This is a genomic window from Halomonas sp. Y3 (genome assembly GCF_024137965.1).
Taxonomy (GTDB): Bacteria; Pseudomonadota; Gammaproteobacteria; order Pseudomonadales; family Halomonadaceae; genus Halomonas; species Halomonas mongoliensis.
The window spans coordinates 186,633-205,398 of record NZ_CP099975.1; the positions used below are offsets into that span (position 1 = coordinate 186,633).

Annotated in this window: 16 protein-coding genes and 2 tRNA genes; 14 read left to right on the forward strand and 4 right to left on the reverse strand. The window is 67.4% G+C overall.

All coding sequences use genetic code 11. The annotated features are described in order from the left end of the window. Positions 1-224: 224 nt before the first annotated feature. The 14 genes from ftsH to pnp all read left to right on the forward strand — a co-directional run bounded on the left by ftsH (position 225) and on the right by pnp (position 14,980). A complete protein-coding gene (ftsH, locus tag NHL60_RS00930) occupies positions 225-2,213 on the forward strand; it encodes an ATP-dependent zinc metalloprotease FtsH (RefSeq protein ID WP_253447780.1) in 1,989 nt (662 codons plus the stop codon). Positions 2,214-2,341: 128 nt separating this feature from the next. After that, the gene (gene folP / locus NHL60_RS00935; RefSeq protein ID WP_253447783.1) at positions 2,342-3,193 is read left to right on the forward strand and encodes a dihydropteroate synthase; all 852 of its coding nucleotides are present in this window, start codon (positions 2,342-2,344) and stop codon (positions 3,191-3,193) included. After that, positions 3,194-4,549, forward strand: coding sequence for a phosphoglucosamine mutase (gene glmM, locus NHL60_RS00940; protein WP_253447786.1), 1,356 nt, complete (start codon positions 3,194-3,196; stop codon positions 4,547-4,549). Between the two features lie 90 nt (positions 4,550-4,639). Beyond that, positions 4,640-5,389, forward strand: a complete 750-nt coding sequence (gene tpiA / locus NHL60_RS00945; RefSeq protein WP_253447789.1) for a triose-phosphate isomerase — start codon at positions 4,640-4,642, stop codon at positions 5,387-5,389. A 4-nt stretch (positions 5,390-5,393) separates the two neighbouring features. Next, complete coding sequence (gene secG / locus NHL60_RS00950; RefSeq protein ID WP_253447792.1) at positions 5,394-5,753, forward strand: preprotein translocase subunit SecG; 360 nt, start codon at positions 5,394-5,396, stop codon at positions 5,751-5,753. A gap of 30 nt (positions 5,754-5,783) precedes the next feature. Beyond that, positions 5,784-5,870: transfer RNA gene (locus tag NHL60_RS00955), tRNA-Leu, on the forward strand. A 118-nt stretch (positions 5,871-5,988) separates the two neighbouring features. Further along, positions 5,989-6,065 (forward strand) — tRNA-Met (locus NHL60_RS00960). 250 nt (positions 6,066-6,315) lie between these two features. Further along, entirely contained in the window at positions 6,316-6,783 is a 468-nt protein-coding gene (gene rimP / locus NHL60_RS00965) for a ribosome maturation factor RimP (RefSeq protein WP_253447795.1), read from the forward strand. A gap of 72 nt (positions 6,784-6,855) precedes the next feature. Beyond that, on the forward strand, positions 6,856-8,346 hold the full coding sequence (nusA, locus tag NHL60_RS00970; protein WP_253447798.1) for a transcription termination factor NusA: 1,491 nt from the start codon (positions 6,856-6,858) through the stop codon (positions 8,344-8,346). Positions 8,347-8,447: 101 nt separating this feature from the next. After that, the gene (gene infB / locus NHL60_RS00975; RefSeq protein WP_253447801.1) at positions 8,448-10,967 is read left to right on the forward strand and encodes a translation initiation factor IF-2; all 2,520 of its coding nucleotides are present in this window, start codon (positions 8,448-8,450) and stop codon (positions 10,965-10,967) included. 16 nt (positions 10,968-10,983) lie between these two features. Beyond that, positions 10,984-11,397, forward strand: coding sequence for a 30S ribosome-binding factor RbfA (rbfA, locus tag NHL60_RS00980; RefSeq protein ID WP_253447804.1), 414 nt, complete (start codon positions 10,984-10,986; stop codon positions 11,395-11,397). Further along, positions 11,397-12,329, forward strand: coding sequence for a tRNA pseudouridine(55) synthase TruB (truB, locus tag NHL60_RS00985; RefSeq protein ID WP_253447807.1), 933 nt, complete (start codon positions 11,397-11,399; stop codon positions 12,327-12,329). Before rbfA ends, truB begins: the two co-directional genes overlap by 1 nt. A gap of 78 nt (positions 12,330-12,407) precedes the next feature. Next, on the forward strand, positions 12,408-12,677 hold the full coding sequence (gene rpsO, locus NHL60_RS00990; RefSeq protein WP_132042114.1) for a 30S ribosomal protein S15: 270 nt from the start codon (positions 12,408-12,410) through the stop codon (positions 12,675-12,677). A 152-nt stretch (positions 12,678-12,829) separates the two neighbouring features. Next, entirely contained in the window at positions 12,830-14,980 is a 2,151-nt protein-coding gene (gene pnp / locus NHL60_RS00995) for a polyribonucleotide nucleotidyltransferase (RefSeq protein WP_253447810.1), read from the forward strand. A gap of 228 nt (positions 14,981-15,208) precedes the next feature. Here pnp and NHL60_RS01000 read toward each other — a convergent pair whose 3' ends face one another. From NHL60_RS01000 to panB, 4 genes are all read right to left on the reverse strand, one after another. Then, positions 15,209-16,384 carry an acetyl-CoA C-acetyltransferase gene (locus NHL60_RS01000; protein WP_253447813.1) on the reverse strand — a complete coding sequence of 392 codons (1,176 nt, stop codon included), beginning with the start codon at positions 16,382-16,384 and terminating at the stop codon, positions 15,209-15,211. Between the two features lie 220 nt (positions 16,385-16,604). After that, on the reverse strand, positions 16,605-16,985 hold the full coding sequence (gene panD / locus NHL60_RS01005) for an aspartate 1-decarboxylase (RefSeq protein WP_253447816.1): 381 nt from the start codon (positions 16,983-16,985) through the stop codon (positions 16,605-16,607). 28 nt (positions 16,986-17,013) lie between these two features. Further along, a complete protein-coding gene (gene panC, locus NHL60_RS01010) occupies positions 17,014-17,862 on the reverse strand; it encodes a pantoate--beta-alanine ligase (protein ID WP_253447819.1) in 849 nt (282 codons plus the stop codon). A 14-nt stretch (positions 17,863-17,876) separates the two neighbouring features. Beyond that, positions 17,877-18,668, reverse strand: a complete 792-nt coding sequence (gene panB / locus NHL60_RS01015; RefSeq protein WP_253447822.1) for a 3-methyl-2-oxobutanoate hydroxymethyltransferase — start codon at positions 18,666-18,668, stop codon at positions 17,877-17,879. Between the last annotated feature and the right edge of the window lie 98 nt (positions 18,669-18,766).

Consider the following 18,766-nt stretch of genomic DNA (forward strand, 5'->3'; position numbering starts at 1 on the left):
GCGCTCGGCTCGGATAACGTGGCGGCAGGCGCAATCAATAGCCCCAGACTAATGGGCTGATTGCCGGACAGCAGGCGCCAAAGTGTGTCACAGTGCCCCCTGCGGTGGACCGTCCGGGATGGGCGGTGGCTGAACGCGGCGGGCTTCTGTAGTGTCCTATACAGAGCGTATACAAGGCGCCAGGCCATGGCGGCCGACAGATTTCTGACATTGAGGGTAGTCCCTTGAACGATATGGCGAAGAACCTGATCCTCTGGTTGGTCATCGCGGCGGTGCTGCTGACGGTGTTCAACAACTTCAGCGTCGACAGCTCCCCCCAGTCGATGAACTACTCCCAGTTCGTCCAGCAGGTGCAGAACCAGCAGGTGCGTAGCGTCACCATCGACGGCTACCGGATCTCCGGCGAGCGCACCGACGGCTCGTCGTTCCAGACCATCCGCCCCGCGGCGGAGGATCCCAAGCTGATCGATGACCTGCTCTCCAACAATGTGACCGTGGTGGGCAAGGAGCCGGAGCAGCAGAGCCTGTGGAGCCGGCTGCTGATCGCCAGTTTCCCGATCCTGCTGATCCTGGCCATCTTCATGTTCTTCATGCGCCAGATGCAGGGCGGCGGGGCCGGCAAGGGCGGCCCCATGAGCTTCGGCAAGTCCAAGGCCAAGCTGCTCTCCCAGGACCAGATCAAGACCACCTTCGCCGACGTGGCGGGCTGCGACGAGGCCAAGGAGGAGGTCGAGGAGCTGGTCGACTTCCTGCGCGACCCCACCAAGTTCCAGCGCCTGGGCGGGACCATTCCCCGCGGGGTGCTGATGGTGGGCCCGCCGGGTACCGGCAAGACCCTGCTCGCCAAGTCCATCGCCGGCGAGGCCAAGGTGCCCTTCTTCTCGATCTCCGGTTCCGATTTCGTCGAGATGTTCGTGGGTGTGGGTGCCTCTCGCGTGCGCGACATGTTCGAGCAGGCCAAGAAGCAGGCGCCCTGCATCATCTTCATCGATGAAATCGACGCCGTGGGCCGCTCCCGCGGGGTCGGCATGGGCGGCGGCAACGACGAGCGCGAGCAGACCCTCAACCAGCTGCTGGTGGAGATGGACGGCTTCGAGGCCAACGAGGGCATCATCGTCATCGCCGCCACCAACCGCCCCGACGTGCTGGACCCGGCGCTGCTGCGTCCGGGCCGCTTCGACCGCCAGGTGGTGGTGCCGCTGCCCGATATCCGCGGCCGCGAGCACATCCTCAACGTGCACCTGCGCAAGGTGCCGCTGGCAGACGACGTCAAGCCGTCGCTGATCGCCCGCGGTACCCCGGGCTTCTCCGGCGCCGACCTGGCCAACCTGGTCAACGAGGCCGCCCTGTTCGCCGCCCGTCGCAACAAGCGCCTGGTGGGTATGGAGGAGCTGGAGCTCGCCAAGGACAAGATCATGATGGGCGCCGAGCGCCGCTCCATGGTCATGACCGAGAAGGAGAAGCTCAACACCGCCTACCACGAGTCGGGCCACGCCATCATCGGCCTGGTGATGCCGGAGCACGATCCGGTCTACAAGGTGACCATCATCCCTCGCGGCCGCGCCCTGGGCGTGACCATGTTCCTGCCCGAGCAGGATCGTTACAGCCTGTCGCGCCAGCAGATTCTCAGCCAGATCTGCTCGCTGTTCGGCGGCCGCATCGCCGAGGAGATGACCCTGGGGCCCAACGGGGTCACCACCGGCGCCTCCAACGACATCAAGCGTGCCACCGAGCTGGCTCACAGCATGGTCGCCAAGTGGGGCCTCTCCGAGGAGATGGGCCCGATCATGTACGACGAGGACGAGTCCCACCAGTTCCTCGGCGGCCCGGGCCAGGGCGGCGGCAAGCTGAAGTCCGGCGAGACCATCTCCAAGCTCGACAAGGAGGTGCGCAAGGTCATCGACGACTGCTACGAGCAGGCGCGTGTCATCCTCGAGGAGAACCGCGACAAGCTCGACGCCATGGCCGAGGCGCTGATGAAGTATGAGACCATCGACGCCGACCAGCTCAAGGACATCATGGAGGGGCGCGATCCGCGTCCGCCCAAGGACTGGGAGGACGGTGACTCCTCCGGCCCCGGCGCGCCGGTGACCGAGGCGCCCGAGGCCGAGGCGGCTCCGGAGGCCCCCGACGAGGCCGACGGTGGCGAGGAGGATGACGACGAGCCCCGTCGCCGGCCCTCCGACCCGCTGGGCGGCCCGGCCGGCTCCTGAGCCCGCTGCGTTCATCCCTGCCAGGCGCCCCACTCGGGGCGCCTGCGTTTTTCTGAGTCCTGCACGGCGGCAAGCTCCGCAACGCCTCCCGCAACCTCTCCCATAACAGCCCGACGCTTCGAGTGATGATGACTTCCACCTCTGCCTTCCTGACCTGCGGCCGCCATCGGCTGGACCTCTCCTTCCCGCGGGTGATGGGGATCCTCAATGTCACCCCCGACTCCTTCTCCGACGGCGGCCGCCATGTGGCCCTGGATGACGCCCTGCGCCATGCCGAGCGGATGCTGGCCGAGGGGGCGGCGATCATCGACGTGGGCGGCGAGTCGACCCGGCCCGGCGCCGAGCCCGTCTCGCCCGCGGCGGAGCTCGACCGGGTGGCGCCGGTGGTGGAGGCCCTGGTGCGCGAGCTCGATGCCCTGGTCTCGGTGGATACCAGCTGCCCCGAGGTGATGCGAGAGGTGGCCGGCCTGGGGGCGGGCATGCTCAATGACGTGCGCTCCCTGGACCGCGAGGGTGCCCTGGCGGCGGCCATCGGCACCGGTCTGCCGGTCTGCCTGATGCATCGTCAGGGCGAGCCCCGCGACATGCAGCAGGCGCCCCGCTATGATGTGCCTATCGAAGAGGCCGTGGTCGACTACCTCGCCGAGCGGGTGGCCGCCTGCGAGGCCGCCGGCCTGCGCCGGGAGCGCCTGCTGGTGGATCCGGGCTTCGGCTTCGGCAAGACCGTGGAACACAACCTGCGCCTGCTCAACCGCATGGAGCGCCTGGCCGAACTCGAGTTGCCGCTGCTCGTCGGCATGTCCCGCAAGAGCATGATCGGCAAGGTGCTCGAGCGCCCGGTGGAGGAGCGCCTGCCCGGCGGCCTGGCGCTGAGCGCCCTGGCGGTGGAGCGCGGCGCACGAATCCTGCGCGTTCACGATGTGGCCCCCAGCGTGGATGCGGTGAACATGACCTGGGCCGTTCTCAAGGAAGGATGCTGAATGACACGACGCTACTTCGGCACCGACGGTATCCGCGGTACCGTCGGTGAACCGCCGATCACCGCCGACTTCATGCTCAAGCTGGGCTGGGCCACCGGCCGGGTGCTGGTGGCACGCCACGGCCAGCGGCGCCCCCGGGTGCTGATCGGCAAGGACACGCGGATCTCCGGTTACATGTTCGAGTCGGCCCTGGAGGCGGGGCTCTCCGCCGCCGGCGTCGACGTGGCCCTGCTCGGCCCCATGCCGACCCCGGGCATCGCCTACCTGACCCGTACCTTCCGTGCCGATGCCGGCATCGTCATCTCCGCCTCCCACAACGCCTTCCCCGACAACGGCATCAAGTTCTTCTCCACCGCCGGTGCCAAGCTGGGCGATGAGCTGGAGGAGGAGATCGAGGCGATGCTGGAGGAGCCGCTGACCACGGTGGCGGCGGACAAGCTGGGCAAGGCGACCCGCATTAATGATGCCGACGGGCGCTATATCGAGTTCTGCAAGTCCACCATTCCCGACCGGGTCAGCCTGAACGGCCTCAAGGTCGTGCTGGACTGCGCCCACGGCGCCACCTACCACATCGCGCCCAGCGTGTTCCGGGAGCTGGGCGCCGAGGTGGGCCTGGTCGGGGCGAGCCCTGACGGCCTCAATATCAACCAGGGTGTCGGCTCGACCCATCCCGCGGCGCTGCGCGCGGCGGTGATCCAGCAGGGGGCCGATCTCGGCGTGGCCTTCGACGGCGACGGGGACCGCGTCCTGCTGGTGGACAGCGACGGCCGTGAGATCGACGGTGACGACATCCTCTACCTGATCGCCCGGGACCGTCACGCCCGGGGCGAGCTGGGCGGTGGCGTGGTGGGCACCCTGATGTCCAACTTCGGCCTGGCGGCGGCCCTGGAGCAGCTGGGGGTTCCCTTCGAGCGGGCCAAGGTGGGCGACCGCTACGTGATGGAGCGCCTGGCGGCCAACGGCTGGCAGCTGGGCGGTGAGTCCTCGGGGCACATCGTCTGCGGCCATGTCCAGACCACCGGCGACGGCATCGTCTCGGCGCTGCAGGTGCTGGCGATCATGGTGCGCGAGGAGAAGCCGCTGCAGCGCCTGCTGGCGGGGCTTGAGAAGGCGCCCCAGGCGCTGGTCAATGTGCGCCTCACCCCGGGCAGCGACGCTCGGGCGGTGATGGAGATGCCGGCGCTGCAGGCGGCGGTGGCGGAGGTCGAGACCGAGCTGGGCGACGAGGGCCGGGTGCTGCTGCGTCCCTCGGGTACCGAGCCGCTGATCCGCGTCATGGTCGAGGGGCGGCCGCACCTCGACGTCGATGGCCTGGCGCGCCGCCTGGCCGGCGAGGTCGAGGCGCTGCTGGCCTGAGCCTGATACCCGGACTCGGGAGTCGTCCTGCGGTTGTCTTGACAGGGCCGCTCCTATACCATTTCGCAGCCTTTTTGAAGAGGACACGCCATGCGTACCCCGCTGCTTGCCGGCAACTGGAAGATGAACGGCTCGGCCGACCTGGTCGAGGCGTTTGGTCGTGCCTTTGCCGAGGCGGAGCTGCCGAAGGGGCTCGAGGTAGTGATTTTTCCGCCGTTTCCCTACCTGGAGGCGGCGCAGCGCGTCTTTGCCGGCACGCCGTTGCGCCTCGGTGCCCAGACCCTCAATCCGCTCCACTCCGGCGCCCATACCGGCGAGGTGAGCGGGCGGATGCTCTGTGAATTCGGGGTGCGCTATGCCCTGGTGGGGCACTCCGAGCGTCGCCAGCTCTACCGCGAGGGCGACGAGCAGGTCTTCGACCGGCTGCTGGCCGCCCTCAGCGTCGGCCTCACGCCGGTGCTCTGCGTGGGCGAGACCCTCGAGGAGCGCGACGCCGGGCGTACCATGGAGGTGGTGCTGCGCCAGGTGGGTTTCGCCATGTCGCGCCTGGAGCCCGAGCAGCGCCGGCTGATCGTCATCGCCTACGAGCCGGTATGGGCCATCGGCACCGGCCGTACCGCCACGCCGGAGCAGGCCCAGGAGGTGATGGCCGCCATTCGCGCCTATCAGGCGGAGTATGACCGCGAGCTGGCCGCCGAACTGCGGCTGCTCTACGGGGGGAGCATGAATGCCGGCAACGCCGCCGAGCTGCTCGCCCAACCCGATATCGACGGCGGCCTGGTGGGCGGTGCCTCGCTCAAGGTCGACGATTTTCTAGCCATCTGTCAGTCAGCAGGTTGATTCCATGCAAGTTGCCATTCTCATGATCCATGTGGCGATCGCCATCGCCCTGGTCGTCCTTATCCTGCTGCAGCAGGGCAAGGGCGCCGAAGCCGGTGCCGCCTTCGGTGGCGGTGCCTCCCAGACCGTATTCGGCTCCCGCGGCAGCGGTGGCTTCCTGTCGAAGTTCACCGCTATCCTGGCGGCCGCTTTCTTCGCCACCTCCCTGACTCTGGCCTACTACGCTTCCCAGGCGGGCCAGGCACCGGAGGCCGGTATTCCCGATTCGCGGCTGATCGAGCAGCAGCGCGGCATTCCAACCCTTGACGACACCCCCTCGGGTATGGATAATGCAGCGCCAGTGCTGGAGGGAAGCGACGACTAGGTCGCTTGGTAGTTTCCAGCCTCCCCTGATGCCGAAGTGGTGGAATTGGTAGACACGCTATCTTGAGGGGGTAGTGACCTTACGGTCGTGCGGGTTCAAGTCCCGCCTTCGGCACCATCTGATACACCGCCTTGCCGTCGGCAAGGAGAGGTCCTTCAGAAAGCAGGATTGGCATAGCGGTGAAGCTCCCTTGACGAAAGTCTCGGCGATGCGTAGAATCACCGACCTAGATTGATGCGGGGTGGAGCAGTCTGGTAGCTCGTCGGGCTCATAACCCGAAGGTCGTCGGTTCAAATCCGGCCCCCGCTACCATCTTCCGGTCAGGCGCCTTTCGAGCCGCAGCAGCAAGCTGGGGAGTCGAGCAGAAGGGGCAGCCAGATCTGCCGGAGTGGTCTAAAGGTTTCATGTAAAAGCCCCTTCCTGTGAAGGGGCTTTTTGTTAGCAGCTTGCCCAGGGCGCCAGGCGCCGGGGCACTGTTCCGGGCAACGCCAATCAGCCACCTGTCTTTCCTGTTCACTCCCGGCCAGGTGCCTGATGCAACGGCTGTAGGAGCGATATTTCCGTGGCTATCAAGGATGCTGCACTTCACGCAATGATCGAACCCGTGGTAACCGCCATGGGCTTCGAGCTGTGGGGCATCGACTATCAGTCCCAGGGCAAGCACTCACGCCTGGTGATCTATATCGATCACGAGAACGGCGTCAGCGTCGATGACTGCGCCGATATCAGCCGTCAGGTAAGCGCCGTGTTCGACGTCGAGGATCCGATTCGCGGCGAGTATCGCCTCGAGGTCTCCTCGCCGGGGATGGATCGTCCGCTCTATACCCTCGACCACTTCAGCCGCTACCGTGGCCACGAGGTGGCGCTCAAGCTGCGCGTGCCCTTCGAGGGGCGGCGCAAGTTCCAGGGGCTGCTGGCCGGCGTCGAGGGCGACGAGGTGCTGCTGCAGCTGGACGGCGAGGAGTACTGCTTCCCCATCGACAGCATCGATCAGGCCCAGGTGGTACCGAGGTTCGATGATCAGGATTGAGGATCCGGCCGCCGCTTGGCACGGCGCAATGAGCGTGAGGCTCGAGGACAGGTTTTCTGGCGAGGCAATGGCATGAGTAAAGAGATTCTGGCGGTCGTTGACGCGATCTCCAACGAGAAGGGAGTCCCCCGCGAGGTGATCTTCGAGGCCGTCGAGGCGGCCCTGGCCAGCGCGTCCCGCAAGCGTTTCGAGGACGAAGAGGCCAGCGTGCGGGTGCATATCGATCGCCGTACCGGTGAGTACGAGACCTTCCGCCGCTGGACGGTGGTGGAGGACGACGACTTCGACGGCCCCGACCACGAGATCAAGCTCTCCTTCGCCGAGCGTCGTGACCCGCCTCTGGGGCTGGGTGACGTGGTGGAGGAGAAGATCGAGAACGCCGACTTCGGTCGTATCGCCGCCCAGACCGCCAAGCAGGTGATCGTGCAGAAGGTGCGCGAGGCCGAGCGGGCCGAGGTGGTGCGCCTCTACGCCGAGCGCGAGGGCGAGCTGGTCTCCGGCATCGTCAAGAAGACCACCCGCGACGGCCTGATCATCGACCTGGGCGAGAACGCCGAGGCGTTCCTGCCCCGCGGCGAGATGATCCCCGGCGAACGCTATCGCATGAACGAGCGGGTGCGCGCCCTGCTGACCAAGGTCGACCCGGAGGCGCGTGGCGCCCAGCTGATCCTGTCGCGGACCTGTCCGGAACTGATCATCGAGCTGTTCAAGATCGAGGTGCCGGAGATCGCCGAGCAGCTCATCGAGATCAAGGGCGCCGCGCGCGATCCGGGCTCCCGGGCCAAGATCGCGGTCAAGACCAACGACCGCCGCATCGACCCGGTAGGCGCCTGCGTCGGCATGCGCGGCTCCCGGGTCCAGGCGGTCTCCTCGGAGCTGCAGAACGAGCGCGTCGACATCGTGCTGTGGGACGACAACCCCGCCCAGCTGGTGATCAACGCCATGGCGCCGGCGGACGTCGCCTCCATCCTGGTGGATGAGGATGCCCACGCCATGGACGTGGCCGTTGCCGAGGACAACCTGGCCCAGGCCATCGGCCGCAGCGGCCAGAACGTGCGCCTGGCCTCTGAGCTCACCGGCTGGCGGATCAACGTCATGACCGAGGACGAGGCCGAGGCCAAGCGCGAGCAGGAGATCGACAGCCTGGTCGAGCACTTCATCCAGCACCTGGATATCGACGATGAGGTCGCCCGCCTGCTGGTGGAGGAGGGCTTCACCTCCCTGGAGGAGATCGCCTACGTGCCGGTGGAGGAGATGCTCGAGATCGAGGAGTTCGACGAGGAGACCATCGAGGAGCTGCGCGCCCGGGCCAAGGATGAGCTGCTCAACCTGGCCATCGCCTCCGAGGAGGAGCTCGACGGCGCCCAGCCGGCCGAGGACCTGCTCGAGATGGAGGGTATGGAGCGCCACCTGGCCTTTATCCTGGCCAGCCGGGGGATCGTCACCATGGAGGATCTCGCCGAGCAGTCCGTCGATGACCTGCTGGACATCGAGGGAGTGGACGAGGAGCGCGCCGCGGCACTGATCATGACCGCCCGTGCGCCCTGGTTTGAAAGCGAATAGTTCGAAGGCGCAGCGCGCAACAGGCGTATGACGCCCGGTGGATGCCGGGCCGCAGCATTCGAAGCGAACAGATTTGGGGTCACGGGCTCAGGAGGGTCGTAATGTCAGACATGACCGTTAAGGATTTTGCAGCAAAGGTGGGGCGCGATGTGCCTCGTCTGCTGGAACAGATGAAAGAAGCCGGACTCGAGCACAAGTCCGAGAGCGATGCCGTGTCCGAGGAGGACAAGCGTCGGCTGCTCGACTACCTCACCAAGAGTCACGGCGGTGATACCAGCGCGGCGGCGCCCAAGAACCGCATCACTCTGACGCGCAAGACCCGCAGCCGGATCAAGACCGGCGAGCGCGGCAAGACCATCGAAGTGCAGGTTCGCAAGAAGCGCACCTACGTGAAGCGCACCGAGGAAGAGACCAAGCCGGAGCCGGTGGAAGACACCGGTCCGCGCCAGCTGGTCGGCGACATGGCCGACTCCCAGCAGGCCCAGGCCGAGCAGGAGGCCCGCGAGGCCGAAGCAGCCAAGGCGCGTGCGGCGGAAGAGGCCGCCCGCGAGGCGGCGGCCAAGCTGGAGGCCGAGAAGGTGCCTGAGGTGCCGGACATCCCGGTGCCGGAGCTGGTCGAGCAGCCGGCCGGCGATGAGCCGCCCGCGCCGCCCAAGGAGGGTCGCACCGACCGTCGCACCGCGCCGCCCAAGAAGGCCGCGGCGAAGAAGGGGCGCCACGAGCGTGACGACGACGATCGCGACGAGCGTCGTCGCGGCGGCGGCAAGAAGGCCAAGCGCGCCGAGCGTCGCGGTGGCCGCCGCGGTGGCTCCCAGGGTGGCGGCAAGCACGGCTTCCAGAAGCCGACCCAGCCGATCGTCCGCGAGGTCTCGATCCCCGAGTCGATCAGCGTCGCCGACCTGGCCGACAAGATGTCGATCAAGGCCAACGAGGTCATCAAGGCCATGTTCACCATGGGTGCGGCGGTGACCATCAACCAGACCATCGACCAGGACACCGCGGCCATCGTGGTCGAGGAGATGGGTCACAAGCCCAAGCTGGTCAAGGACGATGCCCTGGAGACCGAGGTCCTCGAGGGCATCTCCTACGAGGGCGAGGAGCTGACCCGGGATCCGGTCGTCACCGTCATGGGTCACGTCGACCACGGCAAGACCTCGCTGCTCGACTATATCCGCAAGGCCAAGGTGGCGACCGGTGAGGCCGGCGGCATCACCCAGCACATCGGCGCCTACCACGTCGATGCGGCCAAGGTGAATGGCTCCCACGGTGTCACCTTCCTGGATACCCCCGGCCACGCGGCCTTTACCGCCATGCGTGCCCGCGGTGCCAAGGCCACCGACGTGGTCATCCTGGTGGTGGCGGCCGATGATGGCGTCATGCCCCAGACCATCGAGGCGGTGGAGCACTCCAAGGCGGCCGGCGTGCCCATGGTGGTGGCGGTCAACAAGATCGACAAGCCGGCGGCGGACCCGGACCGGGTCAAGAACGAGCTCTCCCAGCACGGCGTCATCTCCGAGGAGTGGGGCGGCGACACCCAGTTCGTCCACGTTTCCGCCAAGAGCGGCGAGGGCATCGACGAGTTGCTGGAAGCGGTCCTGCTGGTCTCCGAGGTGCTCGAGCTCAAGGCCGTGCCGGAAGCGCCCGGCAAGGGCGTGGTGGTCGAGTCCCGCCTGGACAAGGGCCGCGGCCCGGTGGCCACCGTGCTGGTTCAGAACGGCACCCTGAAGAAGGGCGATATCGTCCTGGCCGGTCTGCACTACGGCCGCGTGCGCGCCCTGACCAACGAGCTGGGCAAGCAGGTCGACGAGGCTGGTCCCGCCATGCCGGTGGAGATCCAGGGCCTCGGCGGCACCCCGGACGCCGGTGACGACTTCATGGTGGTGGCCGACGAGAAGAAGGCCCGCGAGGTTGCCAACTTCCGTCAGGGCAAGTACCGCGAGGTGCGCCTGGCACGCCAGCAGAAGGCCAAGCTGGAGAACATGTTCAGCCAGATGGGCCAGGACGAGGTGGCCAAGGTCAACATCGTGCTCAAGGCCGACGTTCAGGGCTCCCTGGAGGCGATCAAGGGCGCTCTCGAGGAGCTCTCCACCGACGAAGTGCAGGTGGCCGTGGTCTCCTCCGGCGTCGGCGGCATCACCGGCACCGACGCCAACCTGGCGCTGGCCTCCGAGGCGATCGTGGTCGGCTTCAACGTGCGTGCCGACGCCGCGGCCCGCGAGATCATCGAGCGGGAAGGCCTGGACCTGCGCTACTACAGCGTCATCTACCAGCTGATCGACGAGGTCAAGCAGGCGATGACCGGCATGCTGGCGCCGGAGTGGAAGGAGGAGATCGTCGGCGTGGCCGAGGTCCGCGACGTCTTCCGCGCGCCCAAGATCGGCGCCGTGGCCGGCTGCATGGTGGTCGAGGGCACCGTCTTCCGCAACAAGAAGATTCGCGTGCTGCGCGACAACGTGGTCATCTACGAGGGCGAGCTCGAGTCGCTGCGCCGCTTCAAGGACGACGTCCAGGAAGTGCGCAACGGCATGGAGTGCGGCATCGGCGTGAAGAACTACAATGACGTCCAGGTCGGCGACAAGATCGAGGTCTTCGATCAGGTCAAGGTCGAGCGGACGCTCTGAGCGTCAGGAGCCAAGCATGCGCGAGTTCAAGCGGACCGACCGGGTAGCCGACCAGCTGCAGAAGGAGCTGGCGGTGCTCATCCAGCGCGAGGTCAAGGACCCGCGCCTGGGCATGGTCACGGTCAGCGGCGTCGAGGTCAGCCGTGACCTCGGCTACGCCGACGTCCATGTGACCCTGCTGGGTGAGGACACCCCGGAGCGGATCAAGGAGAACCTCAAGGTTCTCAAGCAGGCCGCCGGCTTCCTGCGCGGGCAGATCGCCAAGCGCATCAAGCTGCGTCACGTGCCGGAGCTGCGCTTCCACTACGACGAGAGCGTGGTGCGCGGCCAGCGCCTCTCCTCGCTGATCGAGGAGGCGGTGCAGAGCGACCGCGCCCGTTCCGGCGAGCAGGGCGACGACGAAGACGGCGACGGGGGCGAGAGCCGCTGATGGCGCGTCGTCGTCGCGGCCTGCCGGTCAACGGGGTGCTGCTGCTGGACAAGCCCGGCGGCATGTCCAGCAACCACGCCCTGCAGCGGGCCAGGCGGCTCTTCCAGGCCCAGAAGGCCGGTCATACCGGTACCCTGGACCCCATGGCCACCGGCCTGCTGCCGGTCTGCTTCGGCGAGGCCACCAAGTTCTCGGCCCACCTGCTGGCGGCGGACAAGGTCTACCGCACCCGGGTGGAGCTGGGGGCGGTGACCGACACCGGCGACGCCGAGGGTGAGATCATCGAGCGCTGTACGGTGCCCGCACTCACCGCGGCCGACGTGGAGGGCGTGCTCGAGCGCTTTCGCGGCGAGATCGAGCAGATCCCGCCGATGTATTCAGCGCTCAAGCACCAGGGGCGCAAGCTCTACGAGCTGGCCCGGGAGGGCAAGTCGATCGAGCGTGCAGCCCGGCGCGTGACGGTGTATGATGCCCGGCTTCTCGCCTTCGAGGGCCACGCCTTCGAGCTGGAGGTGAAGGTCAGCAAGGGCACCTATGTGCGCACCCTGGCCGAGGATATCGCTCGGGCCCTGGGCAGCGGCGGGCATATCAGCATGCTGCGACGCCTGGCCACCGGCCCCTTCGACGGCGACAGCCTGGGGGGGGAGGGAATGCTGAGCCTGGAGGCCCTCGAGGCGCTGCCCGACCAGGCCGCCCGGGAGGCCGTGCTGCTGCCGGTGGACGTGCTGGTCGAGCACCTGCCGCGGCTCGAGGTCGATGCGGCGGCGGCGCAGCGGCTGACCCACGGCCAGTCCGCTCGCCTCGATGCCGCAGGCATGGCGGTGGGCGAGACGCCAAGACTCTACTGCGACGGGGCCTTCCTGGGCCTCGGCGCGGTGACGTCGCCACAGGAGGTGGCGCCGAAACGGCTGCTGAGCACCGCAGCCGATTGAAGGGAGCAACGCCGAGACTGCAAATATGCGTGGTCTCACACACTCATCATTCAGGCATATTGCTTACTGGAGAGACAGATGGCACTGACAGCCGAGCAGAAGTCCGCAATCGTCAGCGAATTCGGTCGTGGCGACAACGACACCGGTTCCCCCGAAGTGCAGGTAGCCCTGCTGAGCGCCAACATCGATGGCCTGCAGGACCACTTCAAGACCAACAAGCAGGATCACCACTCCCGTCGTGGCCTGATCCGCATGGTCAACCAGCGCCGCAAGCTGCTGGACTACCTGAAGCGCAAGGACTTCGAGCGCTATCAGGCTCTGATCCAGCGCCTGGGCCTGCGCCGCTAAGCGACGCATCCCACGCGGTAACGAAACGGGCAGCCTTCGGGCTGCCCGTTTTGCGTCTGGTGGGTGGAAATGTCGCTATCCGGTGGCCGCGGGGCGCGTCAACCCCTAAAATGGTCGCCGAGTCGAAACGACCCCAACACAGAAAAGTAGATATGAAGGAAGTCGCCGTGAATCCGGTCAAGAAGACATTTCAGTACGGTCGCAGCACCGTCACCCTGGAAACCGGGCGCATCGCCCGCCAGGCCTCCGGTGCCGTCATGGTCACCATGGACGACACCGTGGTGCTCTGCACCGTGGTGGCCCGCAAGGAAGCCAACCCCAACCAGCCGTTCTTCCCGCTCTCCGTGCACTACCAGGAGAAGACCTATGCGGTCGGCAAGATTCCCGGCGGCTTCTTCAAGCGCGAGGGGCGTCCCACCGAGAAGGAGACCCTCACCTCGCGGCTGATCGATCGCCCGATCCGCCCGCTCTTCCCCAAGGGCTTCATGAACGAGGTGCAGGTAGTCTGCTCGGTGCTCTCCACCGACCGCAACCATGACCCGGACATCGCCGCCATGCTCGGCACCTCCGCGGCCCTGGCCATCTCCGGGGTGCCCTTCAACGGCCCCATCGCCGCGGCCCGCGTCGGCTTCGACGAGGAGAAGGGCTACTTCCTCAACCCCACCGTCGAGGAGCTCGTCGGCTCCGAGCTCAACATGGTGGTGGCCGGCACCGAGAAGGCAGTGCTGATGGTGGAGTCCGAGGCCGCCGAGCTGCTCGAGGACGAGATGCTGGGCGCCGTGCTCTACGGCCACCAGGAGATGCAGGTGGCCATCCAGGCCATCAATGAGCTGACCGCCGAGGCGGGCAAGCCGAAGTGGGAGTGGCAGGCCCCGGCGGAGAACACCGAGCTCAAGGCCGCCGTGGCCGGCGCCTTCGAGGCCAGGGTGGGTGAGGCCTATCGCATCACCGACAAGATGGCCCGCCAGGATGCGCTCTCCGCGCTCAAGGCCGAGGCGGTCGAGCAGCTGGCCGGTGAGGAAGAGGGCAAGTTCGACGCCGATGAGGTCAAGGGCGCCTTCGCCGGCCTCGAGAAGCGGGTGGTGCGCTCCCGGGTGGTCAAGGGCGAGCCGCGCATCGACGGCCGCGACCACAAGACGGTGCGTCCGCTGGCCATCGAGGTGGGCGCCCTGCCCAAGACTCACGGCTCGGCGATCTTCACCCGTGGCGAGACCCAGGCCATCGTGGTGGCGACCCTCGGCACCCTGCGCGACTCCCAGCTGATCGAGTCCCTGGAGGGGGAGCGCAAGGATCGCTTCATGCTCCACTACAACTTCCCCCCCTACAGCGTGGGCGAGGCCGGCTTCATGGGCGGCCCCAAGCGTCGCGAGATCGGCCACGGCCGCCTGGCGCGCCGGGGCGTGCAGGCCATGCTGCCCGATGAGGCGGAGTTCCCCTACACCATCCGCGTGGTCTCCGAGATCACCGAGTCCAACGGCTCCAGCTCCATGGCGTCCGTGTGCGGTGCCTCCCTGGCGCTGATGGACGCCGGCGTGCCGATGAAGGCGCCGGTGGCGGGCATCGCCATGGGCCTGGTGAAGGATGACGACGGCTTTGCCGTGCTCACCGACATCCTGGGCGACGAGGACCACCTCGGCGACATGGACTTCAAGGTGGCCGGCACCAGCGAGGGCGTCACCGCCCTGCAGATGGACATCAAGATCGAGGGCATCAACGAGGAGATCATGGAGCAGGCGCTCCAGCAGGCCCTGGAGGCCCGCCTGAGCATCCTCGAGCAGATGAACGCCGTGATCGGCCAGAGCCGCGCCGAGGTCTCCGAGAATGCGCCCTCCATGGCCACCATCAAGATCGACCCGGAGAAGATCCGCGACGTCATCGGCAAGGGCGGCTCCACCATCCGCAAGATCTGCGAGGATACCGGCGCCTCCATCGATCTGGACGACGACGGCACCGTGCGCATCTACGCCGAGGACAAGAAGGCGGCCAAGGCGGCCATCGACACCGTCCTGGCGATCACCGCCGAGGCGGAGATCGGCAAGCTCTACCGCGGCAAGGTGGTGCGTATCGCCGACTTCGGCGCCTTCGTCAACATCATGCCCGGCACCGACGGCCTGGTGCACATCTCCCAGATCGTGCCCGAGCGGGTCAACGACGTGCGCGACTTCCTCAACGAGGGCGACGAGCCCGTCGTCAAGGTGCTCGATATCGATAACCGCAACCGGGTGAAGCTCACCATCAAGGAGATCACCCCGGAAGAGAAGGCGGCGTTCGAGGCCGAGGAGGCCGCCGAGCCCGAGCTGTAAACCGCCTTCGGCGAGCTGAAAGCCGGAAGCTTGAAGCTGGAAGACAAACCGCCCCCATGGCCTGGCCATGGGGGCGGTTTTCTATGCGAAGTAGCGTAGTAGGCCGAAAAAGACGTGCCCCGGGAGCCGGTCCCGGGGCACGCTGTAGAGCTTCTAGCTTCTAGCTTCTAGCTTCTAGCTTCTAGCTTCTAGCTTCTAGCTTCTAGCTTCTAGCTTCTAGCTTCTAGCTTATCGCTCGATGGCGAGCGCCACCCCTTGCCCACCGCCGATGCACAGCGTCGCCAGGCCCTTCTTGGCGTCCCGGGCGATCATCTCGTGGAGCAGGGTCACCAGGATACGGCAGCCGGAGGCGCCGATCGGGTGGCCCAGCGCGATGGCGCCGCCGTTGACGTTGACCTTGCTGACGTCCCAGCCGAGCTCCTTGTTGACGGAGAGGGCCTGGGCGGCGAAGGCCTCGTTGGCCTCGACCAGGTCCAGGTCGTCCAGGCTCCAGCCGGCCTTGTCCAGGCAGCGGCGGGTGGCCGGGGCCGGGCCGATGCCCATGATGGCCGGGTCGACGCCGGCGTTGGAGTAGGCGGCGATGCGCGCCAGGGGCGTAAGGCCGAGTGCCTTGGCCTTCTCGGCGGAGCAGAGCATCACCGCGGCGGCGCCGTCGTTGAGGGAAGAGGCGTTGCCGGCGGTGATGGTGCCGTCCTTCTTGAAGGCGGGACGCATGCCGCCGAGCTTCTCGGCGCTCACCTCGCGGGGGTTCTCGTCGGTGTCGAACACCACCGGGTCGCCCTTGCGCTGGGGGATCTCCACCGGGACGATCTGGCCCTTGAACTTGCCGTCGCGGATGGCGGCGGCGGCCTTCTGCTGGGAGGCGGCGGCGAACTCGTCCATGGCCTCGCGGGTGATGGCGTACTTCTCCGCCAGGTTCTCGGCGGTGATGCCCATATGGTAGTTGTTGAAGGCGTCCCAGAGGCCGTCATGGACCATGGTATCCACGGCCTTCCAGTCGCCCATGCGCTGGCCGTTGCGGGAGTTGGGCAGCACGTGGGGAGAGGCGGACATGTTCTCCTGGCCGCCGGCGATGATCAGCTCGGCGTCGCCGCAGCGGATCGCCTGGGCGGCGAGGTGGAGGGCCTTGAGGCCGGAACCGCACACCTTGTTGATGGTCATGGCGGGAACGGCATCCGGGAGGCCGGCCTTGATAGCGGCCTGGCGCGCCGGGTTCTGGCCGACGCCTGCGGTGAGCACCTGGCCCATCAGCACCTCGTCCACCTGGTCACCGGCCACGCCGGTGGTGGCGAGCAGGTCCTTGATCACAAGGGCGCCCAGGTCGCTGGCGGGAATGCCGGCCAGGGAGCCGCCGAAGGAGCCGACGGCGGTACGACGTGCGGCAACGATCACCACTTCTTGCATGGGAGAGTTCTCCTGAATGGAAGACGACGGGCTTGCGGCCTTGCCGCTCAGCTAGGGAGGCAGGGCCGGGTCTGTCCAGCATAGGTGACTCTTGTGCGGCGCGGCAATGCTTCCATGGGCGCAGGAGGGGAGAAAACGCGGAGCGAGGAGCGGTAGGGCGGCTGGGGAAGGGCAGGGCGAGGCGGCCGGCAGGGTCGCCGGCCGCGGCTCGACGTCAGGATCAGGCCATCTGCACGGGGATGGCGTTGCTGGTGTGGCTGACGTCGTTGCCTTCCTGCAGATAGACCAGGGCGGGCTGATGGTTCTCCAGCTCGGCATCGCTGTAGTGGGCATAGCTGCAGATGATCACGCGGTCGCCGGGGCCGGCCAGGTGGGCGGCGGCGCCGTTGATGGAGATCACCCTGGAGCCCTCCTCGGCGCGGATGGCGTAGGTGGTGAAGCGCTGGCCATTCTCCACGTTGTAGATCTGGATCTGCTCATTCTCGCGAATGCCGGACATGTCGAGCAGCTCGCCATCGATGGCGCAGGAGCCCTCGTAGTTGAGCACGGCGTGGGTGACGCGGGCCATGTGCAGCTTGGCCTTGAGCATGATGGTGTACATGGAAGCGGGTTCCTCCGAGTGTGCCGATTCAGCGCGGCAGGGTAAGGGTCAGGTTGTCGATCAGGCGCGTGGTGCCGAGTCGGGCGGCGACCAGCAGCACGGCCTCGCGGGTGGCGGGCGTCACCGCTCCCAGGTCGGCGGAGCGCAGCTCCAGGTAGTCCGGCACGAAGCCGGCCTCCTCCAGGCGCCGGGTGCCAGCGGCCAGCGTGGCCTCGATGTCGTCATTGGCCTCCAGGGCGTCGCGCAGCTCGCAGAGGGTCTGGTAGAGCCGCGGTGCGGTGGCACGCTCCTCGGCGCTCAGGTAGCCGTTGCGGGAGGAGAGCGCCAGGCCGTCCTCGGCGCGCACGATGGGCACGCCGACGACCTCGATAGGGAAGTGCAGGTCGGCCACCATGCGGCGGATCACCGCCAGCTGCTGGTAGTCCTTTTCGCCGAAGCAGGCCAGGTCGGGCTGCACCAGGTTGAAGAGCATGCCGACGATGGTCGAGACGCCGTCGAAGTGGCCGGGGCGCGAGGCGCCGCACAGCCCCTCGGTGACCTCGGGGACCAGAATGCGGGTCTGGGCCTCCAGGGGGCGCGAGTAGACCGTGGCGACCTCGGGGGCGAACAGCAGGTCGCAGCCTGCCGCCTCCAGTCGAGCCTGGTCCTCCTCCAGGGTTCGCGGGTAGGCGTCGAGGTCCTCGCCGGCCCCGAACTGCATGGGGTTGACGAAGATGGTGGCGATCACCACCTCGGCCCGCTCCCGGGCCTCTTCCACCAGGGCGAGGTGCCCCGCGTGGAGGTTGCCCATGGTGGGCACCAGGGCGATGCGGTCGCCGCGACGGCGAGCGTCCGCCAGCGCCTCGCGCAGGGCGGGAATCTCTCTGAGAGTGCGCATTGCGGGCTCCGGAGCTAGAAGCAGTGTTCCTCGGCGGGGAAGCGGCGAGCCTTGACGTCCTCGTGGTAGCGCCGGAAGGCGCCGTGGATGTCCTCGGCCTCGGCCATGAAGTTCTTGACGAAGCGTGGCTTGCGGCCCGCCGTGACGTCGAGCATGTCGTGCATCACCAGTATCTGGCCGTCGGTATCGGGGCCGGCACCGATGCCGATCACCGGGACGTCGAGGGCCTCGGTGATGGCGCGGCCCAGGCTCGCCGGCACGCACTCCAGTAGGATGATGGAGGCGCCGGCCTCCACCAGCACCCGGGCGTCCTCGAGGATCTGGGTGGCGCGCTCGGCATCACGCCCCTGCACCTTGTAACCGCCCAGCTGATAGACCGTCTGGGGGGTAAGGCCCAGGTGGGCGCAGACCGGCACGCCGCGGCGGGTCAGCTCGCGGATGCCGTCGGCCATCCAGGCCTCGCCCTCCACCTTGACTATCTCGGCGCCGGCGCGCATCAGCTCGCCGGCGTTCTCCAGCAGGCGTTCGGTACTGGCGTTGCCCATGAAGGGAAGGTCCACCATCAGCAGGCTGGCGCCCTTGCCGCGGGCCACGCAGCGGGTGTGGTAGCAGATCTCCTCCAGGGTCACCGGCAGGGTGCTGGCGTGGCCCTGGAGAACCATGCCTAAGGAGTCGCCGACCAGCAGCACCTCGATGCCGGCATCGCTGGCGGCACGGGCAAAGGAGGCGTCGTAGGCGGTCAGGCAGCTGAAGGACTCACCGGCGCGCTTGAAGGCCTGCAGCGTGCTCAGGGTGACGGTTTTCATGGCGTGCTCTCGTCGTTATGGCGCATCGGGAACGGGCTAGCCGATCCGGCGTGTAACCTGCAATTGTTACCCGAACCCCGGCGGCGTGTCGATAGGTA

What these genes read in the sequence shown, in the direction of transcription:
- NHL60_RS01000 (WP_253447813.1), bottom strand. Translation starts at nt 16,384, where the DNA reads ATGCAAGAAGTGGTGATCGTTGCCGCACGTCGTACCGCCGTCGGCTCC.
- pnp (WP_253447810.1), top strand. Translation starts at nt 12,830, where the DNA reads ATGAAGGAAGTCGCCGTGAATCCGGTCAAGAAGACATTTCAGTACGGT.
- panB (WP_253447822.1), bottom strand. Translation starts at nt 18,668, where the DNA reads ATGAAAACCGTCACCCTGAGCACGCTGCAGGCCTTCAAGCGCGCCGGT.
- panD (WP_253447816.1), bottom strand. Translation starts at nt 16,985, where the DNA reads ATGTACACCATCATGCTCAAGGCCAAGCTGCACATGGCCCGCGTCACC.
- folP (WP_253447783.1), top strand. Translation starts at nt 2,342, where the DNA reads ATGACTTCCACCTCTGCCTTCCTGACCTGCGGCCGCCATCGGCTGGAC.
- glmM (WP_253447786.1), top strand. Translation starts at nt 3,194, where the DNA reads ATGACACGACGCTACTTCGGCACCGACGGTATCCGCGGTACCGTCGGT.
- secG (WP_253447792.1), top strand. Translation starts at nt 5,394, where the DNA reads ATGCAAGTTGCCATTCTCATGATCCATGTGGCGATCGCCATCGCCCTG.
- rbfA (WP_253447804.1), top strand. Translation starts at nt 10,984, where the DNA reads ATGCGCGAGTTCAAGCGGACCGACCGGGTAGCCGACCAGCTGCAGAAG.
- truB (WP_253447807.1), top strand. Translation starts at nt 11,397, where the DNA reads ATGGCGCGTCGTCGTCGCGGCCTGCCGGTCAACGGGGTGCTGCTGCTG.
- infB (WP_253447801.1), top strand. Translation starts at nt 8,448, where the DNA reads ATGTCAGACATGACCGTTAAGGATTTTGCAGCAAAGGTGGGGCGCGAT.
- nusA (WP_253447798.1), top strand. Translation starts at nt 6,856, where the DNA reads ATGAGTAAAGAGATTCTGGCGGTCGTTGACGCGATCTCCAACGAGAAG.
- panC (WP_253447819.1), bottom strand. Translation starts at nt 17,862, where the DNA reads ATGCGCACTCTCAGAGAGATTCCCGCCCTGCGCGAGGCGCTGGCGGAC.
- rpsO (WP_132042114.1), top strand. Translation starts at nt 12,408, where the DNA reads ATGGCACTGACAGCCGAGCAGAAGTCCGCAATCGTCAGCGAATTCGGT.
- tpiA (WP_253447789.1), top strand. Translation starts at nt 4,640, where the DNA reads ATGCGTACCCCGCTGCTTGCCGGCAACTGGAAGATGAACGGCTCGGCC.